Annotated in this window: 11 protein-coding genes; 5 read left to right on the plus strand and 6 right to left on the minus strand. The window is 61.7% G+C overall.

Translation table 11 applies throughout. The features are described from left to right. The first annotated feature begins 484 nt into the window (after window positions 1-484). From ACN22W_RS26420 to argG, 3 genes are all read left to right on the plus strand, one after another. Complete coding sequence (locus ACN22W_RS26420; protein ID WP_419687666.1) at window positions 485-2,017, plus strand: sensor domain-containing diguanylate cyclase; 1,533 nt, start codon at window positions 485-487, stop codon at window positions 2,015-2,017. A 151-nt stretch (window positions 2,018-2,168) separates the two neighbouring features. Next, a complete protein-coding gene (locus ACN22W_RS26425) occupies window positions 2,169-3,239 on the plus strand; it encodes an FUSC family protein (RefSeq protein ID WP_419687667.1) in 1,071 nt (356 codons plus the stop codon). A gap of 330 nt (window positions 3,240-3,569) precedes the next feature. Then, window positions 3,570-4,904, plus strand: a complete 1,335-nt coding sequence (argG, locus tag ACN22W_RS26430) for an argininosuccinate synthase (protein WP_412025080.1) — start codon at window positions 3,570-3,572, stop codon at window positions 4,902-4,904. Between the two features lie 90 nt (window positions 4,905-4,994). On the opposite strand, the gene ACN22W_RS26435 is transcribed toward argG, so the two are convergent. Further along, window positions 4,995-5,816, minus strand: coding sequence for a hypothetical protein (locus ACN22W_RS26435; protein WP_419687668.1), 822 nt, complete (start codon window positions 5,814-5,816; stop codon window positions 4,995-4,997). Between the two features lie 502 nt (window positions 5,817-6,318). Between ACN22W_RS26435 and ACN22W_RS26440 the strand changes: the two genes are divergently transcribed. Both ACN22W_RS26440 and ACN22W_RS26445 read left to right on the plus strand, forming a co-directional pair. Next, window positions 6,319-6,831 (plus strand): shikimate kinase, encoded by a 513-nt coding sequence (locus ACN22W_RS26440; RefSeq protein WP_419687670.1) that lies wholly within the window; start codon window positions 6,319-6,321, stop codon window positions 6,829-6,831. Window positions 6,832-7,211: 380 nt separating this feature from the next. Continuing rightward, window positions 7,212-8,006, plus strand: a complete 795-nt coding sequence (locus ACN22W_RS26445; protein WP_419687671.1) for a polysaccharide lyase family 7 protein — start codon at window positions 7,212-7,214, stop codon at window positions 8,004-8,006. 90 nt (window positions 8,007-8,096) lie between these two features. Here ACN22W_RS26445 and ACN22W_RS26450 read toward each other — a convergent pair whose 3' ends face one another. From ACN22W_RS26450 to ACN22W_RS26470, 5 genes are all read right to left on the minus strand, one after another. Beyond that, on the minus strand, window positions 8,097-8,693 hold the full coding sequence (locus tag ACN22W_RS26450; RefSeq protein WP_419687673.1) for a hypothetical protein: 597 nt from the start codon (window positions 8,691-8,693) through the stop codon (window positions 8,097-8,099). A gap of 159 nt (window positions 8,694-8,852) precedes the next feature. Continuing rightward, on the minus strand, window positions 8,853-10,613 hold the full coding sequence (locus ACN22W_RS26455; protein WP_419687675.1) for a ShlB/FhaC/HecB family hemolysin secretion/activation protein: 1,761 nt from the start codon (window positions 10,611-10,613) through the stop codon (window positions 8,853-8,855). A 24-nt stretch (window positions 10,614-10,637) separates the two neighbouring features. Beyond that, window positions 10,638-10,862 carry a CDI system lipoprotein BcpO gene (bcpO, locus tag ACN22W_RS26460; protein WP_129516735.1) on the minus strand — a complete coding sequence of 75 codons (225 nt, stop codon included), beginning with the start codon at window positions 10,860-10,862 and terminating at the stop codon, window positions 10,638-10,640. 18 nt (window positions 10,863-10,880) lie between these two features. Continuing rightward, complete coding sequence (locus ACN22W_RS26465; RefSeq protein ID WP_419687677.1) at window positions 10,881-11,240, minus strand: hypothetical protein; 360 nt, start codon at window positions 11,238-11,240, stop codon at window positions 10,881-10,883. Next, window positions 11,241-21,257 carry a hemagglutinin repeat-containing protein gene (locus ACN22W_RS26470; protein WP_419687679.1) on the minus strand — a complete coding sequence of 3,339 codons (10,017 nt, stop codon included), beginning with the start codon at window positions 21,255-21,257 and terminating at the stop codon, window positions 11,241-11,243. Window positions 21,258-21,495: the final 238 nt, after the last annotated feature.

Here is a 21,495-nt window from a genome sequence, read left to right on the forward strand (position 1 = left end):
GCGCGGCGGGCGCCTGCGGCGAAGCGCGGATTCTACCTGATTCGCCACGGGGACAGCGCACGCGCAAACGCCCGCCGCCACGACGGAGATTTCGCAGAATCAAGGAGTTGGCGGCATCCGTTCCACTCATGGCGCGTCCCGGTGCAATAACCACGAATGCATGGGGGTTATCGGGTTTACCGATTCGCAAAAAGTACGTGCCTTCCTGTCGCAATCCGCCAAATACCGCGTCGATACGCCAAATCAACCGATGAGCGCACCATTATTCAGACAAAACGACCGATACTGGTAATTGATTCAAATCAAATCGCCCGCGTGCAATGCGGTAATGATGCGTAATCGTTTCGAATCGCCGTTCCCGCATGCATGTTTTGCATGCGCACGCGAGTTGCAGGAATTCGCGAGATAATGCGGCTTAATTCGAAATAATCAGCGCGCGGAACCGTCGACGACGCGAATACCCGCCGCCCGCCACCCCTCGAGGATGAAGTCATTCCCGCTGCCCGCCACGCTGCGCCGCCATACGGCGTCGATCGTGGCACGCATTCTGTCGCCCCGCGGCGTGCTCGTTGCGGGCATCGTCCTGCTGATGTTCAGTTGGGGACTTTCCACGTCGCTATTAATCGAGGCGCGGCGCGACGCGTATGACCATGCGGTCGAAAATGCGCGCAACCTGATGTTGCTGATCGAACGCGATATCGCGCGCAATATCGAACTCTACGATTTGTCGCTGCAAAACGTCGTCGACGGCATCGCCGATCCGGAGCTCATGACACTGCCGCCGCGCCAGCGCCACCGGCTGCTGTTCGACCGCGCGGCGACCGGCGAGTATCTCGGGTCGATTTTCGTGATGGACCTGCACGGCAATATCGTGATCGATTCGGGCGCATCGCCGCCGCGCAACGGCAATTTCGCCGACCGCGACTATTTCGCCGCGCATCGCGACCGGCTCGTCCAGGGGCTGTATCTCAGCCGGCCGTATGCGTCCCGGCTGCGCGGCGGCGCACTGACGATCGCGCTCAGCCGCCGGATCACGCTGTCCGACGGCACGTTCGGCGGCATCGTCGTCGGCACGCTCAGCGTCGACTACTTCCGCGCGCTGCTGGACGGCCTCGCGGTCGGCAAGCACGGCAGCGCGGCGATCGTCGAGGACAACGGCACGCTCGTGTCGCGCCTGCCGTACGACGCACGCGTGGTCGGCCTCGACCTGCACAATTCGCCGCTGTTCATCGAGTCGCTGCACAGCCGCGCCGGCGAGCTGACGGGCACCGGCGCGATCGACGGCATCCGGCGCGTCTATGTCTACAAGCATCTCGCCGGCCTGCCGCTGATCGTCGACGTCGCACCCGCCGAGATCGACATCTACGCGTCGTGGCACCACCGCGCGGTCTGGACCGTCGTGCTGATGTGCCTGTTCACCGGGTTCATCGCGTGGGGTTCGCTGGCGCTGTCGCGCGAGCTGAAGCGCCGGCAGATCGCCGAATCGAAGCTGTACCGGCTCGCGCACACCGATTCGCTGACGGGCCTCGACAACCGCGGCACGTTCGACGCGGTGCTCACGAAGGAGACGCAGCGTGCGGCGCGCAGCGGCCGCCCGCTGTCGGTGCTGTTCGTCGACGTCGATCACTTCAAGGCGTTCAACGACTACTACGGCCACCTGGCCGGCGACGAGGTGCTGCGCCGCGTCGCGCAATCGGCGTCGCGCTGCCTGCGCCGCGACGGCGACCACGTCGCGCGCTACGGCGGCGAGGAATTCGTCGTCACGCTGCCCGACACCGACGCGCAAGGGGCGGCGACCGTCGCCGAAGGCATCCGGCGCGCGATCGCGGGGCTCGACATCGACCATGTGCAAAGCCCGTACGGGCGCGTCACGGCCAGCATCGGCACGGCGACCGCCGCCGACGGCCGCATGAATGCCGCGACGCTGCTGCGACGCGCCGACGAGGCGCTGTACCGCGCGAAGTCCGGCGGCCGCAACCGCGTGTCGGACGCGCAGCCGACGCAAGACGCGGCGTGACGTGATGTGACGCAACGCGGCGGCCGGCCCGGCCGGACCGCCGCGCCGTGGACAGCCCGCGCGCGTTCGGCTACGTTACGTCTGCTGCGCACGCGGCGCGGCGCCGGCCCGCGCAGGCCGCCGTGCGCGATCCGGCCACCCCAGTTCCGTCATGACCGCCTCTCTCCCTACCCGGCTGCCGCTGCTCCTGCGCAACGCGCTTCGCCCGCTGTTCGACCCGTACCGCCGCTACCGGCACGCGAAGCTGATCCATGCGGCGCGCGTCGCGCTCGCGATTCTCGTGTCGATCGGCCTGTCCACCGGCCTGCGCGTGCCGCACGGCGAGTGGTCGACGATCACCGTGCTGATCGTCGTCGGCGGGCTGCAGCATCACGGCAACATCCGCAAGAAGGCGGCCGAGCGCGCGCTCGGCACGTCGATCGGCGCGCTGGCCGGGCTCGGGCTGATCCTGCTGTATTCGGTCGTGCACGCGCCGCTCGCGATCTACCTGCTGATGGCGGTGGCCTGCGGCTTCTGCGCATATCACGCGATCGGCAAGGCCGGCTATATCGCGCTGCTGTCGGCGATCACGATGGTGATCGTGGCCGGGCACGGTGACAACGAGATCGTCGACGGCCTGTGGCGCGCGGTGAACGTGCTGACCGGCATCGCGATCGCGCTGGCGTTCTCGTTCGCGCTGCCGCTCTATGCGACCTACTCGTGGCGCTACAAGCTGGCCGACGCGCTGCGCGCGTGCGCGGCCGTGCATGCGCGGCTCGCGGGCGACCGCCACGTGAGCGACGACACGCACCTGAAGGAAATGGCCGCGCTGAGCGCGCTGCTCGTGCAGCTGCGTTCGCTGATGCCGTCGGTGTCGAAGGAATGCGAGACGTCGATGATGCAGCTCGAGGCGATCCAGCGCAGCCTGCGCCTGTGCATCGGCTACCTGGAGATCCTGTCGAGCGCGGTGCCGGCCCGCGACGACGTCGCGGCCCGCGAATACATGCGCGTCGACATGAAAGCCGTGAACCGGCGCATCCGCGACACGCTCGTCGGTGCCAGCCGCGCGCTCAAGTTCGGCACGCCGGGCCGGCTCGCGCCGCGCCGCCGGCCGGCCGAGCCGCCGCACGACGCGCCGCCGCCGCAACTGTCCGGTTATGTGTCGATCACGGCCAAGCTGGCCGGCGAAGTCGATCAGTTGCGCGAGAAGCTGCTCGATACCGCCCAGTCGTGGAATATCTGAAGCAAGCGGGAATCCGGGCTTCACACGCCTGTCTTTCATATGCCTTTCGGTACGGTGGGTCGGCGACCTGACGACGACGGCCCCGCCCTTCCACCGATCCGGCCCCGGAAATACGGCGCGCGACTGCAGCTTGCTTATGCTCGTTTCTGCCGCCGTTTCGCACCGATTCGCACGGCGTTCTCCACCTGGTTAACCGCCCGCCAGGCCCGCCGCGACAGGCCCGACGACGAATTCGCGCGAAAATCAGCCCTTGCTCCAACTTCCCGGACAGCCGATACTCGCATATTCCGCGAAATACGATCCCACCGGACCCAATCCACGGTAATTCCTATGAGCACGATTCTCGAAAGCCTCCCGACCGGCCAGAAGGTCGGTATCGCCTTCTCCGGCGGCCTGGACACCAGCGCCGCGCTGCACTGGATGAAACTGAAGGGCGCCGTCCCGTACGCATATACGGCGAACCTCGGCCAGCCCGACGAAGACGATTACGACGCGATCCCGAAGCGTGCGATCGAATACGGCGCAGCCGGCGCCCGTCTGATCGACTGCCGCGCGCAGCTCGTCGCCGAAGGCATCGCGGCGCTGCAAAGCGGCGCGTTCCACATCACGACGGCCGGCGTCACGTACTTCAACACGACGCCGATCGGCCGCGCCGTGACGGGCACGATGCTCGTCGCCGCGATGAAGGAAGACGGCGTCAACATCTGGGGCGACGGCAGCACGTACAAGGGCAACGACATCGAGCGTTTCTACCGCTACGGCCTGCTCGTGAACCCGGATCTGAAGATCTACAAGCCGTGGCTCGACCAGACGTTCATCGACGAGCTCGGCGGCCGCGCTGAAATGTCCGAATTCATGCGCCAGGCGGGCTTCGCGTACAAGATGTCGGCCGAGAAGGCGTATTCGACCGATTCGAACCTGCTCGGTGCGACGCACGAGGCGAAGGATCTCGAAAGCCTCGAAAGCGGCATCAAGATCGTGAACCCGATCATGGGCGTCGCGTTCTGGCGCGACGACGTGAAGATCGCCGCGGAAGAAGTGACGGTGCGCTTCGAAGCCGGCCAGCCGGTCGCGCTGAACGGCATCGAGTTCACCGACCCGGTCGAGCTGCTGCTGGAAGCCAACCGCATCGGCGGCCGCCACGGCCTCGGCATGAGCGACCAGATCGAGAACCGGATCATCGAGGCGAAGAGCCGCGGCATCTACGAAGCCCCGGGCCTCGCGCTGCTGTACATCGCATACGAGCGTCTCGTCACCGGCATCCACAACGAAGACACGATCGAGCAGTACCGCGAGAACGGCCGCCGTCTCGGCCGCCTGCTGTACCAGGGCCGCTGGTTCGACCCGCAGGCGATCATGCTGCGCGAAACCGCGCAACGCTGGGTCGCGCGCGCGATCACCGGCGAAGTGAAGATCGAACTGCGCCGCGGCAACGACTACTCGATCCTGAGCACGAAGTCGCCGAACCTCACGTATCAGCCGGAACGCCTGTCGATGGAGAAGGTCGCCTCGACGTTCTCGCCGCGCGACCGGATCGGCCAGCTGACGATGCGCAACCTCGACATCACCGATACGCGCGACAAGCTGCGCGTGTATTCGCAAGTCGGCCTGCTGACGCCGGGCGAATCGTCGGCGCTGCCGCAGATCAAGAGCGACGACAAGTAAGTCGTCGTTGCGCGCGGCCGGGTGGGAAACCACTCGGCCGCGCGTAAAACACCCTCTCCCGCCGTTCTCAGGCGCTGCCGGATCCCAGCATCATTGCGGCGTTGTGGTTGTAGTTGCCGTTGTTGCCGTAGTAGCTGCGGCCGCCGTAGTCGTTGCAGTCGCCGCCGTCACCCCCGCCGCCGTTCCCGTCGCCCGCGCCAGATCCTTGCCGATCATCACCGAGATGGATTGCTCGCAGGACTTGATCCCCTCCACCGACTTGTCGAAGTTCTTCTCCAGGTCGCCAAAGCTCCCGTAGCGGTAGGCCGCGTCGCTTTCGACGTGGACGCTGTTCGCCTTGATGTCGTAGCCGCACGCATACGTCTTGAAGTAGATGTCCTGCTTCGTCTTTGCGTCGAGCATGCGCGCGCGAACGACCACCGACGGAATGAAGTCGGTCCGCTCGGGCGGCGACATATAGCCGAACGACGTGAACCATACGTTCATGATGGCGTCCGCATCGGTCTGAATGCCGGAATAATCGTCCGACTTGCCGTCGGCCGCGAGCTTGACCTTCTGGCCGTCCAGCTTCACGACCTGATAACCGTTCTCGGTGAGGCGGCTGGCCACGCCATCGGCGACGACCGGCGCGAAGACGATCTTGCCGCCCGTCACGCGATCGGTATAGGTGCTCGTATGGCTTGCGTTGACGGCGGTTTGCGCCAGCGCGCCGATCAGGCCGAATGCGCCCGCCGCGCCGCCGACGTTGACGACCCCGATACGCTTGGGCTCAGTGACGTCGAGGATCGCAATCGAATGCAGCTTCTCGCGGGTATCGGCATTCAGGTCCGTTTTCGGCAGGGTGACGCAGCCGGACAGCAGCGTGACGAGCAGGCCACAACCGGCCAACGTGGCTTTGGACGAGTTCTTCATGGAATGATTGATTAAAGGTGTTGTCGTTATCGGCAGTGCGTAACCATCGGGGCGGCGCAAGGGAAGAACGCGTGGACGTGCCGCGTGCCGCGTGCCGCGTGCCGCGTGCCGCGTGCCGGGACGATATCCGCGGCGGCCGGGCAGCCATGCGGCAGCAGTCCCGTCGCCGCATGGCAAAGGAAGCGCGCGCACCGGCCCCCGATGCCTGCGCGTCGACTGGATGCGTACCATCTCTTGTGATCATGCGCACGGCTTCGTCGGCCGTGAGCCCCTCGGTTATCTGGTCGTGTGGTTGTACGGCTGCGCCGTTTTCGTCATATTTCATGTACTACCGAGGAGAGGTAACGGCAGCGACGCGGTTATCTTTAGGGCAATCTCCCGAAGCATTCGTCAATCGCGCGTCATCCGCCAAGGCTCCGCATTCGCTTCAACCGATCGAGTCACGTGAACGACGCCGGCCGTCCGTCGTACGCGACCCTCACGCACCTGCGAACACCCGCTCATGACATCGCAACCCAACGCGCCTCTCACCGTCATCCACCTGAACGGCCCGATCAACAGCGGCAAGACGACGATCGGCCTCGCACTCGCACGCGTGCTGCCCGACGCGCGCTTCATCGACGGCGACGATCACGACGCGCCCGAGGACGCACCGTTCGACGTGCAATGGGTGATCGCGCTGGAACGTCTCGTCACGCAGGTCACGAATGCGAGCGAGCGTCATCTGGTGATCGCCTATCCGATCGGCGAAGCAGAATTCGAACGGTTGCGCGCCGCATGCGATGCGCGCGACGCACGACTGTTCGTCGTCACGCTCGCGCCGCCCGAAGCGATCGCAGCGTCGAATCGCGGTTCGCGCGCGCTGACGGATTGGGAGCGCAACCGAATCGCCGAGATGTATCGCGAAGGTTATGCGTCGCGGGCATTCAGCCAGATGGTGCTGGATACGTCCGGCGCGACGCCCGATGCCTGTGCGGCGCGTATCGCGCAGCACGTCGCCGACGCGGCGTCCTGACGGCCGCTGGTCGACGTACGACAAGCCGACGCGCGAAGCGGCATCCGTCGCTGCGATCGCGACGATCATTCGTTGCGTACGCAGGGATTCCCCCTCCCGATTCACCACAAAAGGAAAACGTTTACTCTTCGTGAGCTTCTTGCTAGCATCACCCTCGATCGACTGATGAAGTCGCCGCAGAAAGTCGATTGCAAGCTTCACGTTTTCCATTTATCCCGCTTTTTTTGCCTCACTACTTCAATCTTCGAGACATACCTGCTTTCTGTATTTTGGAGTGCTTTCTACAGGCAACCGATCTCCTCTCCGGCGATCGTGCGCCATAAAAGGAAAACGTTATCCACAACGTGGCGCCCTGCCACGGACCATCAGAGAGAGACACCATGAAGAACAAGATCATCCCGTGCGTCGTCGCCGTTCTGTCCGTTGCGTGCCTGTCCGCCTGCGGCGGTGACGACCCGGCCAGCCCGGCCGCCGTCGCCCGCCAGCAAGCCACGACGATGGCGCTCAGCCCGTCGAACCCGCCCGGCTCGAACTTCAACCTCGCGCCGTTCACGCTGCAGTTGCCGACCGGCTCGTCCGGCAAGGTCGACACGGTGAGCGGTTCGTCGCTCGCGGGCGGCTACGTGAACCCGACGTATTTCTACACGGACGCGAGCGACGGCTCGATGGTGATGATGGACCCGACGCAGGGCTGGACGACGTCCGGCTCGCTGCACCCGCGCACGGAGCTGCGCGAGAACACGATCTGGCCGACCTCCGGCACCAACCGGCTGAATGCGACGGTGGCCGTCACGCAGGTACCCAGTCACACGACGATCGGCCAGATCTTCCAGGGCAGCGGCCCGAGCAAGCCGCTGTGCGAGCTGCAGGTCACGTCCGGCGGTGTCGTGCAACTGCTGCTCGAAAACACCAACCAGGGCGGCTCGGCGAAGACCACGGCGATCACGACGGTCGGCGTCGGCACGACGTTCAGTTATGCGCTGAGCCTGAGCGGCACGACGATCACCGTCACGGTGAACGGCACGACCAAGACCTTCACGATGGATTCGAGCTTCGACGGCGAGAGCTTCTACTTCAAGGCCGGCGACTACGATCAGACGGCGGTGTCAGGCACACCGCTGACGACACCCGGCACCGTCGTGAAGTTCTATGCGCTGACGTTGACGCACAGCTGAGCGCGCGTTGCATCTGATGGCACCGGACCGGCACGCGATGCGCGCCGGTCCGGTGTTGCGGCGCGAATGCCGCGCCCAGGCGACCGCCTTTTACTGCGTCAGGCGCACGACATACAGACCTGCGACCTGTGCGTTTGCCGACAGGCTGTAATTCGGTGCGACTGAAACCGATGAACCTTGAAGCACCGACTGGTAGGTCACAGTGCCGCCCGACACGTTCGCGTATTCGATAACCGGCGGGTTCTTCGTCGGTTTGACATTCGTCGTGAAATTCAGCGTCAGCGTTGAATAGGCCATCGACCGGAGGTCACCCGAGGACTTCACCTCATAGACGTAGTCGGCCGTCACGCCAGCGGGCACCGGATTGGGCTTGCCGAGGCATACGGTGAAATCGCCAGTGATGCCATTTGACGGTGTCTTGATCGTCAGCGTCGCGATACCGTCGTCGGTGGTCAGATTCATGTTCACGTTCGCGACGATGTTGCTATTCGTGAGCGACAGCTTTTTGTAGTCGGACGGACAGGAGAACGCGGCATCCGACGTCGATGTGCCTGACGTGGTTGGCGAGGTGGAACCCGCCGCATTGTTGTTCGTCGCCGTGCTTCCGCCGCCACCATCGCCACCACCGCACGCCGACAGCAAAAACGCCGACCCCATCACGCTCGCCAGAATAAGCCGCTTTTTCATGATTTTTCCTCTAATTGTTAAATACACCTAACAAACAACATCACCCCACCTGATCGACGTGGCCCCATCGCCCGGTGTGATTCACGAATATAAAGGCACGGCGACGAACACCGCCGCGCCAAGTGTCTGGGCCTGGAAAGCGTCAGACACGGACCAGCCTCAGAATTGCGCGGTCACCTGGAATCCAACCGTGATGCGCGCGGTCGGGAAGCCTGACGGTTTGTAGACCGGCGTGCCGGCAAAGAGGTCGTATGCGTAAGCGCCAAAGCGCGTACCGACGCTGCCCTTCACGCCAATGACCGCGCCTGCCAACTGCGTACCAACCAGCACAACCGGTTGCGGTCCCCATACGCGGCCGTAATCCAGCCCCGCGTACACCGCCTGCCCCGTCTGGCCAATCGGCATTTGCAGCTCGTTACGCCAGTAGAGACCGCGCGCCGCCGCCAGCATCGTTTCACCGTCGAAGCCGCGTACCGTGTAGCGACTGCCGATGGTCATGTCGTCGATGTAGTACAGCGTGTTTCCAGTGTATTGACCGTGAAACGTGCCGACGTAGCGAAACGGCTGCTTGCCGATCGCAAACGGGACCGACAGGTTTGCATCGAGCACAGCCATCTTGAACCGATACGTCTGACCGGCATTCGCCGTAGGTACATCGTCCTGCGCACCGAGCCCACCTATGCCTTGACGGTACGCGAGTGAGCCGTCGAACTGCGCACTGTCGAAGTAATGACGATCGGTCAAGCCGAGTTCAATGATCGTGTTGTTGCGGCCCTGCTGTGAAATCTCGGTGTCTTCGATGAAGCTTTTCCCGAACCGGCGCGACAGCCGGAAATACCCGCCCAACACGTCGTTCTGGCTGCGCGCGAGCACGCGGGCCAGCTTGAAATCGACCGTCTTCGAGTTGCCGCTCGCGACGAATGTCTGATTCACGGCCGCAATCTGCTGGTAGTAGGTATTCGAGTACGCGGACAGCGTGGCCGTCCAGTAGCCCCACGGGATCGAATAGAAGCCGTTCCAGCCGTGCGAACCGAGGCGCTTGTCGCCGAACTCGAGGTCCTGGCTCACCCCGACGTTGAACATATCGTTCAGGCCGAGCGGGTTGTCGATACCGACCGACAGATTGCCCTGCAGCTTGCCGGTGGCACGCGTGCCGGAGTTGTCGATCGATGCGACGACCGTCCACGGCTTGCCGCGCTTCACGTCGAGCACCACATCGCTTTCGCCGGGCAGCTCGCCCGGAACGATTTGCATCGAGACATCCTGGCTCGTGACGCGCTTCATCTGCTCCAGACCTTGCTCAAGGTCGCGCAGGTTCAATACTTCGCCATCGCCAGTCGGGAATGCCGTTTTCCACGTGCCGCGCAGCTTTTCATCGGCGAATCGTACATGCCGGATCGTGCCGGGAATCAGCGACAGTTTCAGCGTACCGGTCGACAGGTCTTGCTCGGGTACGAGCACACGCGTCGTGACGTAGCCGCGCGCCAGAATCGCCTGAGATACCCCTTTGACCAGCACGTCGACGCCTTGCTTGCCGACACACTGGCCGGCGTAGTGATTCAGCCATTCATGCGCGAAGGCGAAGCGGTCCATCGGCAGCGCTGACGCACCCTGTGCCTTCGCCGCGTCGGGCAATGAGGACGGCACGTCCAGCGTGAAGCGGTCGATACGGAAGCACGGCGTTTCCGCGGGGAGCGCCGGGTACGCTTCGATCTTCGGCACATCGGAACGCACGGAAGGGGCGCGCACGGCCGCGTCACGCTGTTGTGCCTCTCGTTGCTGCTCTGCTTGCCGATCCTGTTCGGCGTTCGCGCGCGCAGCCGCGGCCTGGTCGGCAGGTGTGGGTGCCTGCTGCGCCGATACTGCCATCGGAATAAGCCATGCGGCCGACAGCAGCAAGACCGGGATACGGATTGTCATAGGTGTGGTGTTATTGATTTAATTTTATGGCTTGGGAGCAAAATGTCCCGGAATCCAAACCCATTCCGTGCCGCTCCATTTCCAAAAGCCCATAACCCATGTCGTGCTCGACCAAGAGGGCAACACAGGTTCCATTTCTTGTTTTGGTGGTGGACGCGGTGGCGCGTCTGGCGGCACGGTTTCGCATGATGCAAGCGACACAGCCACCGCAATCGATACCAGCGTAAAACTTCCTCTCAATTTCGCCATCGTTCTCGCTCTAGGCCATCATTGAATGAATTTCAAAATTCTCAAATCGTGCTTGAACAAATCAGCCTCTTCAGACGGTACGCCTTGCAAGAGATTATCGAGCCCTTCTACCGAAATTTTATCGGCGATCTTCTTTCTCATACTCCGCTCGGCGTCCGGATACCATCCACCCGACAGGACCAATTGAACAACACAAAGCATTAGATTTTCGATCTGAGATTCATACACGCCTTCGAAATTTAGGTCGACGTGCCCCAGCACTTCCCTATGAGAAGCCCCTTCCATAAGAGCGTTGTCTCTACAGAAGTTGAAATATGCATCCAACGCCCACGCCTTAATGGTTTCGTATGGCACTCGATCTTCGTTGCTTGAGCTCATTCATTTACCCGCTTTGGTTGGCCTAATAACACCGCCATTATCCATCACATTAACTTTGATGTTTGGATATTTACTCTCGAATTGCTGAATCACATTCGAACAACTTGTACACGGGGCACGCTCCGTAAGCAGATTAATAGTCCCAGAAACCGACGTATTATCTCCAAGTTGAGCAGCAATGTTATTCAGTATCTTAGCCTCAGAATCGGCACTTCGATTAAGAAGAATTGGATCATTCCCTGACGTCCATACGTTAGAGCTAGGAAACGTCTCTGGCACCTTTCCTACGAACCCCAAGGCTTGTTGCTCTGCTGTTGGAGTAGAAATTTGACTCGATGCTGCCATCGTCGGCTGAATACCCGGAATATTGATCTGCGCAACACCCACGTTTCCACTCGTTTTTGCGCTACCCGTCAAGGTTGACCGCAAATCAGCAACCTGCTGCACCAGATCATTCTTAATCCCGGCCTGCACCGACTCGCTCGACTGAGGCACCCCCTTCGCGGCTGCCTGTACCGCCGCATTATTTGCGGCCACACTACCAACCGTTGCTCCGAGACCCAATGCCGCGTACGTCATCGCGGCCGCTCCCGGACTCATCCCTAGACTCTGCAGCGCCAGCTCACCATAAGTCGGCGTCGGATTACCGTTTACGGCCTGAGTAAAGCCCGCTTTCGCATAATCGAAGCTTATACCCGCAACAGCACCGCCCGCGATACAAGCAACCAGGGTGTAGCAACCACCCAATGCCGCGGCCGTTCCAGTCGCCACGCCAGTCACACCTTGCACCGCCCCCATAAGGCGATTCGAAACCTGATTTCGATCGTAAGCATCGTTCAGGCGATCCAGCTTGCTATATCCATCAAATGCACCAGCCTTCGTCAGAACATCTTTCTCGTAGGCAAACTGCGCCCCGTCATTCTGCATCTTTTGCAGTATGGCCTTGCTCGGATCACTATCTGGGATATTGTCTGCACAATGCACGAGCGCACATTCCGCTGCAGCAAGCCGATATTGTTCCTGGGGTGACTGATTTTTCTGAAGTTGCTGGAGCTTTTCGGCCTCGCTTTGGTGCAGTTGGCGATTGTAAAGCTCATTGTTCGCGGCCGCCCCCGCACCCGCAAGCGTACCCGAGCCGCCACCAGCCAATGCGCCACCCGCCGCACCGCCTGCGGTCGCCACAATCTCATTCAACGCCTTGCGCGCCGCCGCCTGTGCATCCAGTGGCAACTGACTAACTGCCTGATCAATGATCGGCTGCGCCAGCGACTGCAACAAATCACCAGTCAGCGAGCCAGCTACCGCACCGCCGATGTTACCGCCGGACAACGCTGCGCCGATCGCAGCAACCGCCGCGTGCAGCACATCCCGCCCCGCCCCGCCCTCACCAAACAGTGCCTTCATTTGCGGGCTGCTGTTCTCAAGCTGCGTCGCGGCTTCCGCAACCGCGAAGGTCGCTGCCTTGCCGAATGCCTGCGCGAAAGCCAGATCGTTCTGAACCTGCTGCAAATTAAAAGTGTTTTGTACGGTCTGATTCGCGCTCGTCGTGTCACGCGACAGACCCGCCGTGCTGTCGGTGTCATTCTGCTGATCGGACTTCACAACGATCTTCGCCGGACTCACCGCTGCCTGCGTGACACCGCTCGCATGATCACTTGTCTGCGCAAAACTCGGACCGCTTGACGTTGAAAAACCTTCCGACGACGCCGAATACGACATCGAATTCTGAATGTTCGAGAAACCCAAACTTCCCGTCGTCAGCGTATTACTTTCGGCCGGTGCCGCACTGGCGATCTGTGCGCCGTTCAGTTGCGTGTGGTTCACCACGCTCACATCGAAACCGCCCTTGCCAGCCACGATACCTGTTTGCTGATTCACAGACGCATAGTTGGCGTCGATGCCGGTATGGCCGATCGACGCGTCAACCCCGCCTCCGTAACCGAACGTGAAGCTGCCGCTGACGCCACTGTTGTGCTGGTTGCTGGCGTAGTTCGACGTATCCTGAACGCTCGTCATCGTCAGGTTGCCACCGACATCCGCTTTGACCTTATCACCCGATACCTGTGCACCGGTCAGCGTCGTATCACCGCCCGACCGCATCGTCAGCGCATTGCCTGCCGTAACGGTCGTGTTGGTCTGCGTGGCGCTGTCGCCGTTGCCTTGGCCGTGCGAGTTCGTACCGTTCGCGAATACGCTGATACCGGTATTTTTTCCAACCCCAATCCCAACTCCGGCGTTCCACCCGCTGGAACTATTCGAACTCGTGTCCTGCTCAGTACTCTGCGCGCTTTGCAGCGTGATCGCGTTGTTCGCATCGAGCGCGACGTTCTTGCCCAGAACCGTCGCCCCGGTCATCGCGATATTCCCAGTGCCCGCCTGAGCGTTTCCATTCGCGTCCTGCGTACCAGTCGCCGTGATAGATACGTTGCCGTTACCGATGACCGACGAACCTTTCGCGCTCGTGATCGATGTCGTTGAATTGCTGCTGCTATGGCTCGAACCGATGCTGATCTGCACCTGAACGCCCTTGGCGGCCTCGCTCACGTTACCGCTCGACAGTGCATTGGCCGCATCCTTGATCCCGCCACGGTTCTGATAAGCCTGTTCGGCGGCTGCAACGGCCTGTACCGCCGCGAGACGCGAATCGCCCGACTGCTGGCCTTGGCGAACCACGCTTGCCATCGACTGCCCGAGTCCAACCAAGCCGCCCCCCAATCCGACGCTCAAACCGGATTGGCTGAACTGCTGCGATTGCGCGTCCTTGTAGGTGTCGTACGCAGCGTTCACCGTCACATTCTGGCCCGTGATTCCGACATCCTGGCCGGCGACGACCGTGCTACCCGTAATCGTCGCATTCTTCCCGGCCTGGATCGTGACATTGCCTTGCGACGATCCGATCACGCTCCCTTTGTTCGTTACCGAGCTATTTTCGTCTTGTTGCGCGGTCGAGCGTGAACCCACTGTCACTGAAAGACCACCATTCGTGAGGAGACCCGATTCCTTCTTCTCGTAATAGCTTGAGGATTGAGTCGAATCTTGCGAGGTCTTGATATTGACGTCGCGCGTTGCCTGCAACCTAACGTCGTTCGTGCCAACGACGTTGCTGCCCGTCACATTGATGTCTCGGTTGCTGACGATGTTGACACCGTCGGCCGACACCGTGCTCCCCTGGCTATAGGTCGCCGTCTGGTCGATCCCGCTCGCAACATTCGCGCCGCTTACGACATTGCTGTGGCTGTGTGTTTCGTGCGAATTCAGCTCATGCGTTTCGGTTGCCGCGCCGATGTTCACATCGCCTGCTGCCAGCAGGTTCGCATTGCCTTTGTCGAGGCTGATCGTACTGCCGTTGATCGTAAGGTCCTTACCCGACGCAAGCGTGACCGTATCGCCGCCTTTGAGCGTTGTAGCGGTCAGCGCCTGGTCGGACGTATGCAGCGTTTCCGCGTAGCTGCCGTGACTGTCGCTGCCTGAACTATTGCTGTTCACGGTCGACGTCGCACTCGCCGTGCCAAGCGAGATATTGCCCCTCGCCGCAACCGTGCCACCCTGGCCGAACTCAATTTGCGCACCTTGCGCGGTGATGTCCCCACCGACGCCGATACTCGATACGCCGCCGACCTTCACCGCGCTGCCGACTACATTGTTGATGTCGGTGTTCGACACGCCGTTCGCGCGCTGCACGATCTTGTGTTCGCCAGTCTGGACCGCACCGAGATCCCAGTTACCCCCGACGTTCATGCCAAGATTACCGCCGACCGACAAGTTGCCCGCGTTCTGCTGGAAATTTCCTCCCGTCTTGATCGCCGCATCGCCCGTTACGTTGAGTTGCGCAACCGGCCCAAGCGTCGACGTGACACTCGTCGCACCGTCACGACTTACCCGCGTGTCGGTCTTCACTGCAGTATCGAGAATCAGGTCGCCGCCCGCATTCAGATTCAGGCTGCCGGCCTTCACCTGCGCCGAGGTCAAATCGACATTGCCCGTCGTCGTCAACGACATGAGGCCGCCGCTTTGCAGTGCACCGAACGCGTTGTCGATCTGCTTGCCTTGAATCGACAGCGTGTTGTCCGCCTTCATCGTGCCGCTGTTCGTGAAGTTCTGCGCGTCCTTCAAGTCGATGTCAGTCGCAGTAATCAGCGGGCCGTTGATGTTCTGCTGGTTCGCCTGCGCGAGATACACGACCGGTACCAGCACCGACTGGCCGTCGACCACGCGCGTTTCCATCATGATGACGTTGCCGGTCAGCTTCGACACCTGATCGGCCGACAAACTCGCACCGAGCGGCAAATTGAGTTGCTTCTCCAGCGCCGCACCCGCCGCCATCAGCGACTCGTACATCGTCTGCAGATCCGAGTACGGACCCAGCACCGCCTTGCCGGTCAGTGCCGTCACCTCGTTCCGAACGAGCTGTTGCTCATAGAAGCCATCACCCAGGCGCTTCGGAATATGGGTGAGGTCGACGCCAAGCTGACCGAAAAAGTAGTCGCTCGAAATGAAGTTCTTCTGGTTCGTGAACGCCGGGTTTGTCTCGATCACGTAGCTCGCGTTCGGCGACGGGTCCGGCCGATACAACCCACCCTGCGGAATGGTCAGGTTGTTCAGCACGTTCAGCGCCGTCGCGCTGGCGATGACCGGATCGACCGGCGCAACGGATTTTCCGTTCACTGTCGCCGATTGCACCGGCGAACCGGAGATTGTCCCGTTCACCATCCCGCCCGCGGTCTTCGACACGCTGGCGCTACCGCTGACCGTGCCATACGTCAGCCCTGCCACCGCTTGTCCGGGCAGCAAACCAAGCGACGGAATCGACGCATTGCCGGCCGTGTTGTTGATGCTGACACCCGTGCCGGAGATCGTCCCGTTCGAACCCAGAGTCGCATCGTAGCCCGGCAACGAATATTGCTTGACCCATGCCGGCGCGGCCTGCGTGTAGCCACCCGGACGCCCCGTCACGAACGGAGCATTGCCAAACGGCAATTGCCAGTTGTATTCGCTATTGTCGTAGTTGTTGTAGTGATACTGGCCGGAATACGACACGGTCACGCTCGGCGCCTGCTGACCTGTGGCGGCAAACCCGTTGGCATCGTAGTTCTTCGGCATCTGGACATTGCCAACCGCCGTGATGCTGCTCCAGTAGTTCTGCAGGTTGGCAACCGTCGACGCATTGATACTGCCGCCCGACACGATTTGCGCGGCCGGGCTGATGCTCGTCACGGTCGTCGCGGTCGCGCTGTCCGCGTAATAGGTCGTGTACTGATATGTGCTGTTCCACTGGCCACCGTGGGGCGGATCGGTATACACGCCGCCGATGCTGGTCGGGTCTTTCACGCCGACTTGCCCGGTCTGGCCTTTAATGGGAACGCCAAACTGTGCCAACGTCGACGGATCAATCGAGCCGGTCGAGGTCGTCATCACGCGGCGTGTGTTCGTCACCTTGTCGGCATGCAATTCCATGTCGCCGCCGGACTGGATCAACGCCGACGAGTTGTTGACCAGCGCCGCGTTCGTGTAATTGCCGCTCGCATCCTTGCCGCCCGCGAGCACGACCTTACCCATACCGAAAATCGCGGTCGTTGCCATTGCATCGGTCGCGGTCGTATCGTCGCGGTTCTCGATATCGTTCGCGAGGATTTCAAGCGTGCCGTTGCTGTCCGATGCGCCAATCAACGCAGTCGGCCCGACGTTCGACACCGTTCCCGTTGCGTTGAGCGACACGCTACCGCCAACCAATGCCCCTGTGTTGGACAGGTTGCCCGATTGCGTATGCAGCAGCCCACCCGCCGACAACGCGCCGGTATTGACGATGTTGCCTGCGTCGACGCTCAGGCCGTTGACCGATTGCAGGGTCGCGTTGTTCGTGAAGGTGCCGGGCAGCGTAAAGGCAAGGTTGTTACCGACGTTGAACTGAGTATTGGACGTTGCCGTGTAGTCGCCCTGCAGGTTCACGTTGGCATCGTGCGTCGCGCTGTACGCGCCTCCGCCTTGCAGCGTCGAGGCCGTTACCGTCAGGTCGTGCGTCGAGCTGATTTGCCCGTTTGTGTTCGTGATCGCGCCGCTCGTCGTCACATCCACGTTTCCGCTCGAATTCGTGACGTTACCGATTTGCCCCCCACTGTTGTCCAAGGTCGCCCCGTGAACGTGGAGGCTTGCGCCGCTCAGTTGCCCGCCTTGCGTGTTGGAAATCGATGCCGCGCTGACCGTTACATCGCCGTTGCCGGTGATCGCGCCCATGCCCTGCACGTTGCCCGCGTGGCTGTTGGTGATCTGGCTGCCACCTTGCACGGTCATCTTGCCGCCGCCAAGGTCGGCAATCGCGCCGTCCGCGTTGTTGATCGAACCGGATTGAATGGAGAGCGTGCTCGTGTCACCCGCCGTTTGCTGACCTGCCTGAATATGCCCGGCCTGGTTCACCAACGCGCCACCATTCGCCAGCGACAATGACGTACCCGAGCGAATCAGCCCTTGCGCGTTGTTCACGTCGCCCGCGATCGTGCTGGTAATGCCGCGCTGAGCGGCAAAAATGCCGCCTGAGTTGTCCCAACTGCTCGCGTCGACAACCGCTTGCCCCTTGGTGACGATGGTCCCCGCTGCGTTGTTAAGCCCACTCGCGCCGTTGCCTGGCTCGATCGTCAGCGTCCCCGTGCCGGCATGCGTAATCGTACCGCCCGCATTGTTCAATTGGGCCGGGGCGAGCGTGAGGTCCGTGCTGTTCGTCTGGATGACACCGGCCGCCGAGTTATCCAGCGTGTCGCTGACATTGATACCCATCGCCCCCGATCCATACTGCGTCACGGTACCGCCGTGATTCGTCAAATCCTTCGCTGTCAGCGCGAGCTGATTGGCTTCGAGTTTGCCGCCACTATTGTCGAGCGTCGAACTCGCAGTGACCGACAGATTGGGGGCGACAATCGATCCGCCTTGGTTGGTCATCGACCCGACCTGAATCGACGCGTTCGTGCTCGCGCCAATCTGGCCGCCATCATTCGTCAGCGTGCCGCCGGTGATGCCGAGGTCCGTATTGGACAGCAGCTTGCCGTTTGTATTGTTCAGCGCGCCGCCAACCGTGGCCGTCAAGCCGGTTTGGCCGGTAATCGAACCCAAGGTGTTGTTCAACGAGCCGGATTGAGCGACGACATGCCCGTTGCTCGCGATCGCCCCTCCAACGTTCGATATCGACCCCGTGCCGTTGCCGAGCGTCAACGTACCGGTGCCCGCATGCGTGATCGTGCCTCCGTCGTTCACCAGCGTTGCGGGAGCGAGCGTCAGGTCGGTACTGTTGGTTTGCAGCGTACCGCCGTTCGAATTGTCGAGCGTGCCAGAGACGTTGACGGCCATCGCACCGGTTCCGGTCTGCGTGATGGTGCCGCCTTGATTCGATACATTGCTCGCCGTCAATCCGACTTGAGCGCCCTGAATCGTGCCCGAATTGTTATCGACTGATGTCGCGCCGATAGTAGCCGTTTGGCCCGCCATGATCTGGCCGCTGTTGGTCAGCGTGACGACCTGAATCGTCGCGTTCGCGGCCGAGCCGATCACGCCGTTTGCGTTCGTCAGCGTGCCGCCATTGACGCTCAGGTTTCCGCTCGACAGCAATTTGCCGCTCGAATTGTTCAACGTCCCGGTTACGGTTGCCGCGAGGCCCGCCTTGCCGCTAATGATTCCGTTCGTGTTAACGAGCGTCGCGGATTGAGCCGAAATTTGCCCGTTGCTGACGACCTCCCCTCCCGCGTTGCTAATCGATCCCGCGCCATTGCCGAGCGTCAGCGTGCCGGTACCGGCATGCGTGATCGTGCCTCCGTCGTTCACCAGCGATGCAGGAGCAAGCGTCAGGTCGGTACTGTTGGTTTGCAGCGTGCCGCCACTCGAATTGTCGAGCGTGTTCGACACATTGAACGTCATCGCGCCGGTGCCGGTCTGCGTGATCGTCCCTGCGTGGTTCACCACGTTGGTTGCGTTCAACGACACTTGATCGGCCTGCACGGTGCCCGAACTGTTGTCGAGCGTCGTGCCGGACAGGGTGGCCGTCTGGCCGGTGATCGCGCCGCCGCTATTCGACAGGTGCGCGCCCGCATCGACCGCGACGTTCTGCGCAGCCTTCAGCGTCCCGCTGTCGTTGTCGATCGACTGGCCGGCAACACGAAGATTCGTGTTCGACGTGATCGTCGCCCGGTTGACGATATTGCCGCCTTGCACGGTCACATCGCCGTTGCCACCGATCACGCCGCCTTGCGCGCCGTTCGCCGTCGTGCCGGCCACGTTCGTGAGCTGACCGGTCGCCGTCAACACCAGTCCATCCGTACCGACAGACGTTACCCGTCCCGCTGTATTGTCAATCGTGCTTCCGTCGACAGTCGCGCGGCCCGCGCTCTGGATCGTGCCTTGATTGTTCGCGATGGTGTTACCACGCAGTGCCATCGTGCTTTCGGACACCAGCAAGCCGGATTGGTTGGCAATCTGTCCAGCGGCCGTCACCGACAGCGGCCCTTGCGACGACACACTCCCGCTCTGGTTCGACACGTTGGCCCCCGTCAGCGTCGTGCTGCCACCGCTCGTCAGGTTGCCATGGTCGTTGATGACCGTGCCGGCGGCGTTTGCCGTCACCGCCCCTTGGGCGCTCGTCGTCGCGTTGGCGAGATTCACGTCGCCGCCCGTCGCGGTCATCGACAGGTTGCCGTTCGCGGCCGTCGTACTGCCTGCGAGGTTCACACCGTAGCCTGTCGCCGAAACGTTGCCACCCGCAACGTTCTTGCCCGTCGCGTTCAATTGGCCCGTCGTCGTGACTTGCAGGTCGCCGGCTTGCGTGACGGCACCGTTACTGTCCACGCCCGCGCCGAGCAGGCCCGTCGAGTTCAGCGACCCCGCCGTCACGCCCACGTCGTGCTGCGCGGCTACCGTGCCGGTATTGACGACATCGGCACCGGTATTCAGCGATACCGACTGCTGACCGTAAGTCGTACCGCTGTTCTCGATGCCGCCTGCCGCCGATACCGCGACGCTGCCGAGCGAACTGACCTTGCCCGATTGCACCAATCGGCCATCCGTCGTCAGCGTCAGGCCCATTGCATCGGCCGCGATCGTCCCGGCGTTTCGGACCCCGACGCCCCCCTCGGTCCCGACCAGAAAAATCCGGTTGCTGTACATACCGCCCAATTGACCCACGTCGATCGCGACGGCAGGGGCAGCGCCGTCGCCTTGAATTCGGGTCGTCTGGAGCGTGTCGTGATTCACCTGATTCGCGCCGGTCACGACATTCAGGTTCGACGCGTAAATGGCGGCATTCGCCTGCACCGCCCTGGAAATCAGATCCACCTGATCCACATTCGTGGCATTCAGGCCCGCGCCTTGCACGGTAATCAGGCCGCGGGTAACGTTGAAACCGGCCAACGATCCGTCCGCATTCAGATTCGGGGTTCCAGTCGTGAGGATTGCGCGCGATGTATTGATAAAACCACCGCCGTCCACAACCAATCCGGACGGATTGGAAATAATCATTTCGGCGCGTTGCCCGGCAATCTCGACAAAACCTTTCAGTTGCGAAGGATTATTGCTGTTGACCTGATTGATGATGATCTTCGCCGCATCGTTCGCGCCGAAATTCGGATTGCCGTTGATATAACCCGCTTGCTGCGTGTTCGTCAGCACCGGCGAGTTATTGACGATAACGCCAGCCTTCGGTACATCGAATTGCGAGTAGGTATTAAGAGAAACCCCCGCACCTGACGGTTTCGTAATGTTGACCTGTTGAATACCGTTTTGCGTCTGAATCACCGACGGTGCATGCGCGCCTGCGCCGACCACCTGGGCATCGACCCAAACCGGCGTTGCACCGCCTGCTACCAGTGCCGCAAAGGCCACGTGACGAAGCGCGAACCGCGAGAGCACACGCTGAACGCTGCCAGCAGTCGAGCAAACCGACTCTCCCCGGCTGGTCTTCCCCGTTGCATTTGCCGTTTCTTCGACAGCGACCAACATGCCGCGCACGCGGCTGAACACCAGACGATATTGATTCTTGTTCATTCTTTTTATCTACCCCGAGATTCCCGATTCGCACTACGGCGACTGGATCGCCAAATGATCGACTACAAAACTGACACGCGGCCGCGAATACGCGTTAAAGAATGTCAAGCGTTGTTCAGGCGAGACGGCAACGTCTGCGCAAATGGGCAGGATTCAATGCACGATGCATTCGATGCTTGAGACCATGCAAGCGTTTTTCAGAGCGCGTTGCGCGATGGTTTCGGGCACGGCAGCATTG

Source organism: Burkholderia theae, assembly GCF_048565265.1.
GTDB lineage: Bacteria > Pseudomonadota > Gammaproteobacteria > Burkholderiales > Burkholderiaceae > Burkholderia > Burkholderia theae.

Excerpts from the sequence above, each read along its gene's own strand:
- ACN22W_RS26420 (WP_419687666.1), top strand. The coding sequence starts at position 485 with ATGAAGTCATTCCCGCTGCCCGCCACGCTGCGCCGCCATACGGCGTCG.
- ACN22W_RS26425 (WP_419687667.1), top strand. The coding sequence starts at position 2,169 with ATGACCGCCTCTCTCCCTACCCGGCTGCCGCTGCTCCTGCGCAACGCG.
- argG (WP_412025080.1), top strand. The coding sequence starts at position 3,570 with ATGAGCACGATTCTCGAAAGCCTCCCGACCGGCCAGAAGGTCGGTATC.
- ACN22W_RS26435 (WP_419687668.1), bottom strand. The coding sequence starts at position 5,816 with ATGAAGAACTCGTCCAAAGCCACGTTGGCCGGTTGTGGCCTGCTCGTC.
- ACN22W_RS26440 (WP_419687670.1), top strand. The coding sequence starts at position 6,319 with ATGACATCGCAACCCAACGCGCCTCTCACCGTCATCCACCTGAACGGC.
- ACN22W_RS26445 (WP_419687671.1), top strand. The coding sequence starts at position 7,212 with ATGAAGAACAAGATCATCCCGTGCGTCGTCGCCGTTCTGTCCGTTGCG.
- ACN22W_RS26450 (WP_419687673.1), bottom strand. The coding sequence starts at position 8,693 with ATGAAAAAGCGGCTTATTCTGGCGAGCGTGATGGGGTCGGCGTTTTTG.
- ACN22W_RS26455 (WP_419687675.1), bottom strand. The coding sequence starts at position 10,613 with ATGACAATCCGTATCCCGGTCTTGCTGCTGTCGGCCGCATGGCTTATT.
- bcpO (WP_129516735.1), bottom strand. The coding sequence starts at position 10,862 with ATGGCGAAATTGAGAGGAAGTTTTACGCTGGTATCGATTGCGGTGGCT.
- ACN22W_RS26465 (WP_419687677.1), bottom strand. The coding sequence starts at position 11,240 with ATGAGCTCAAGCAACGAAGATCGAGTGCCATACGAAACCATTAAGGCG.
- ACN22W_RS26470 (WP_419687679.1), bottom strand. The coding sequence starts at position 21,257 with ATGAACAAGAATCAATATCGTCTGGTGTTCAGCCGCGTGCGCGGCATG.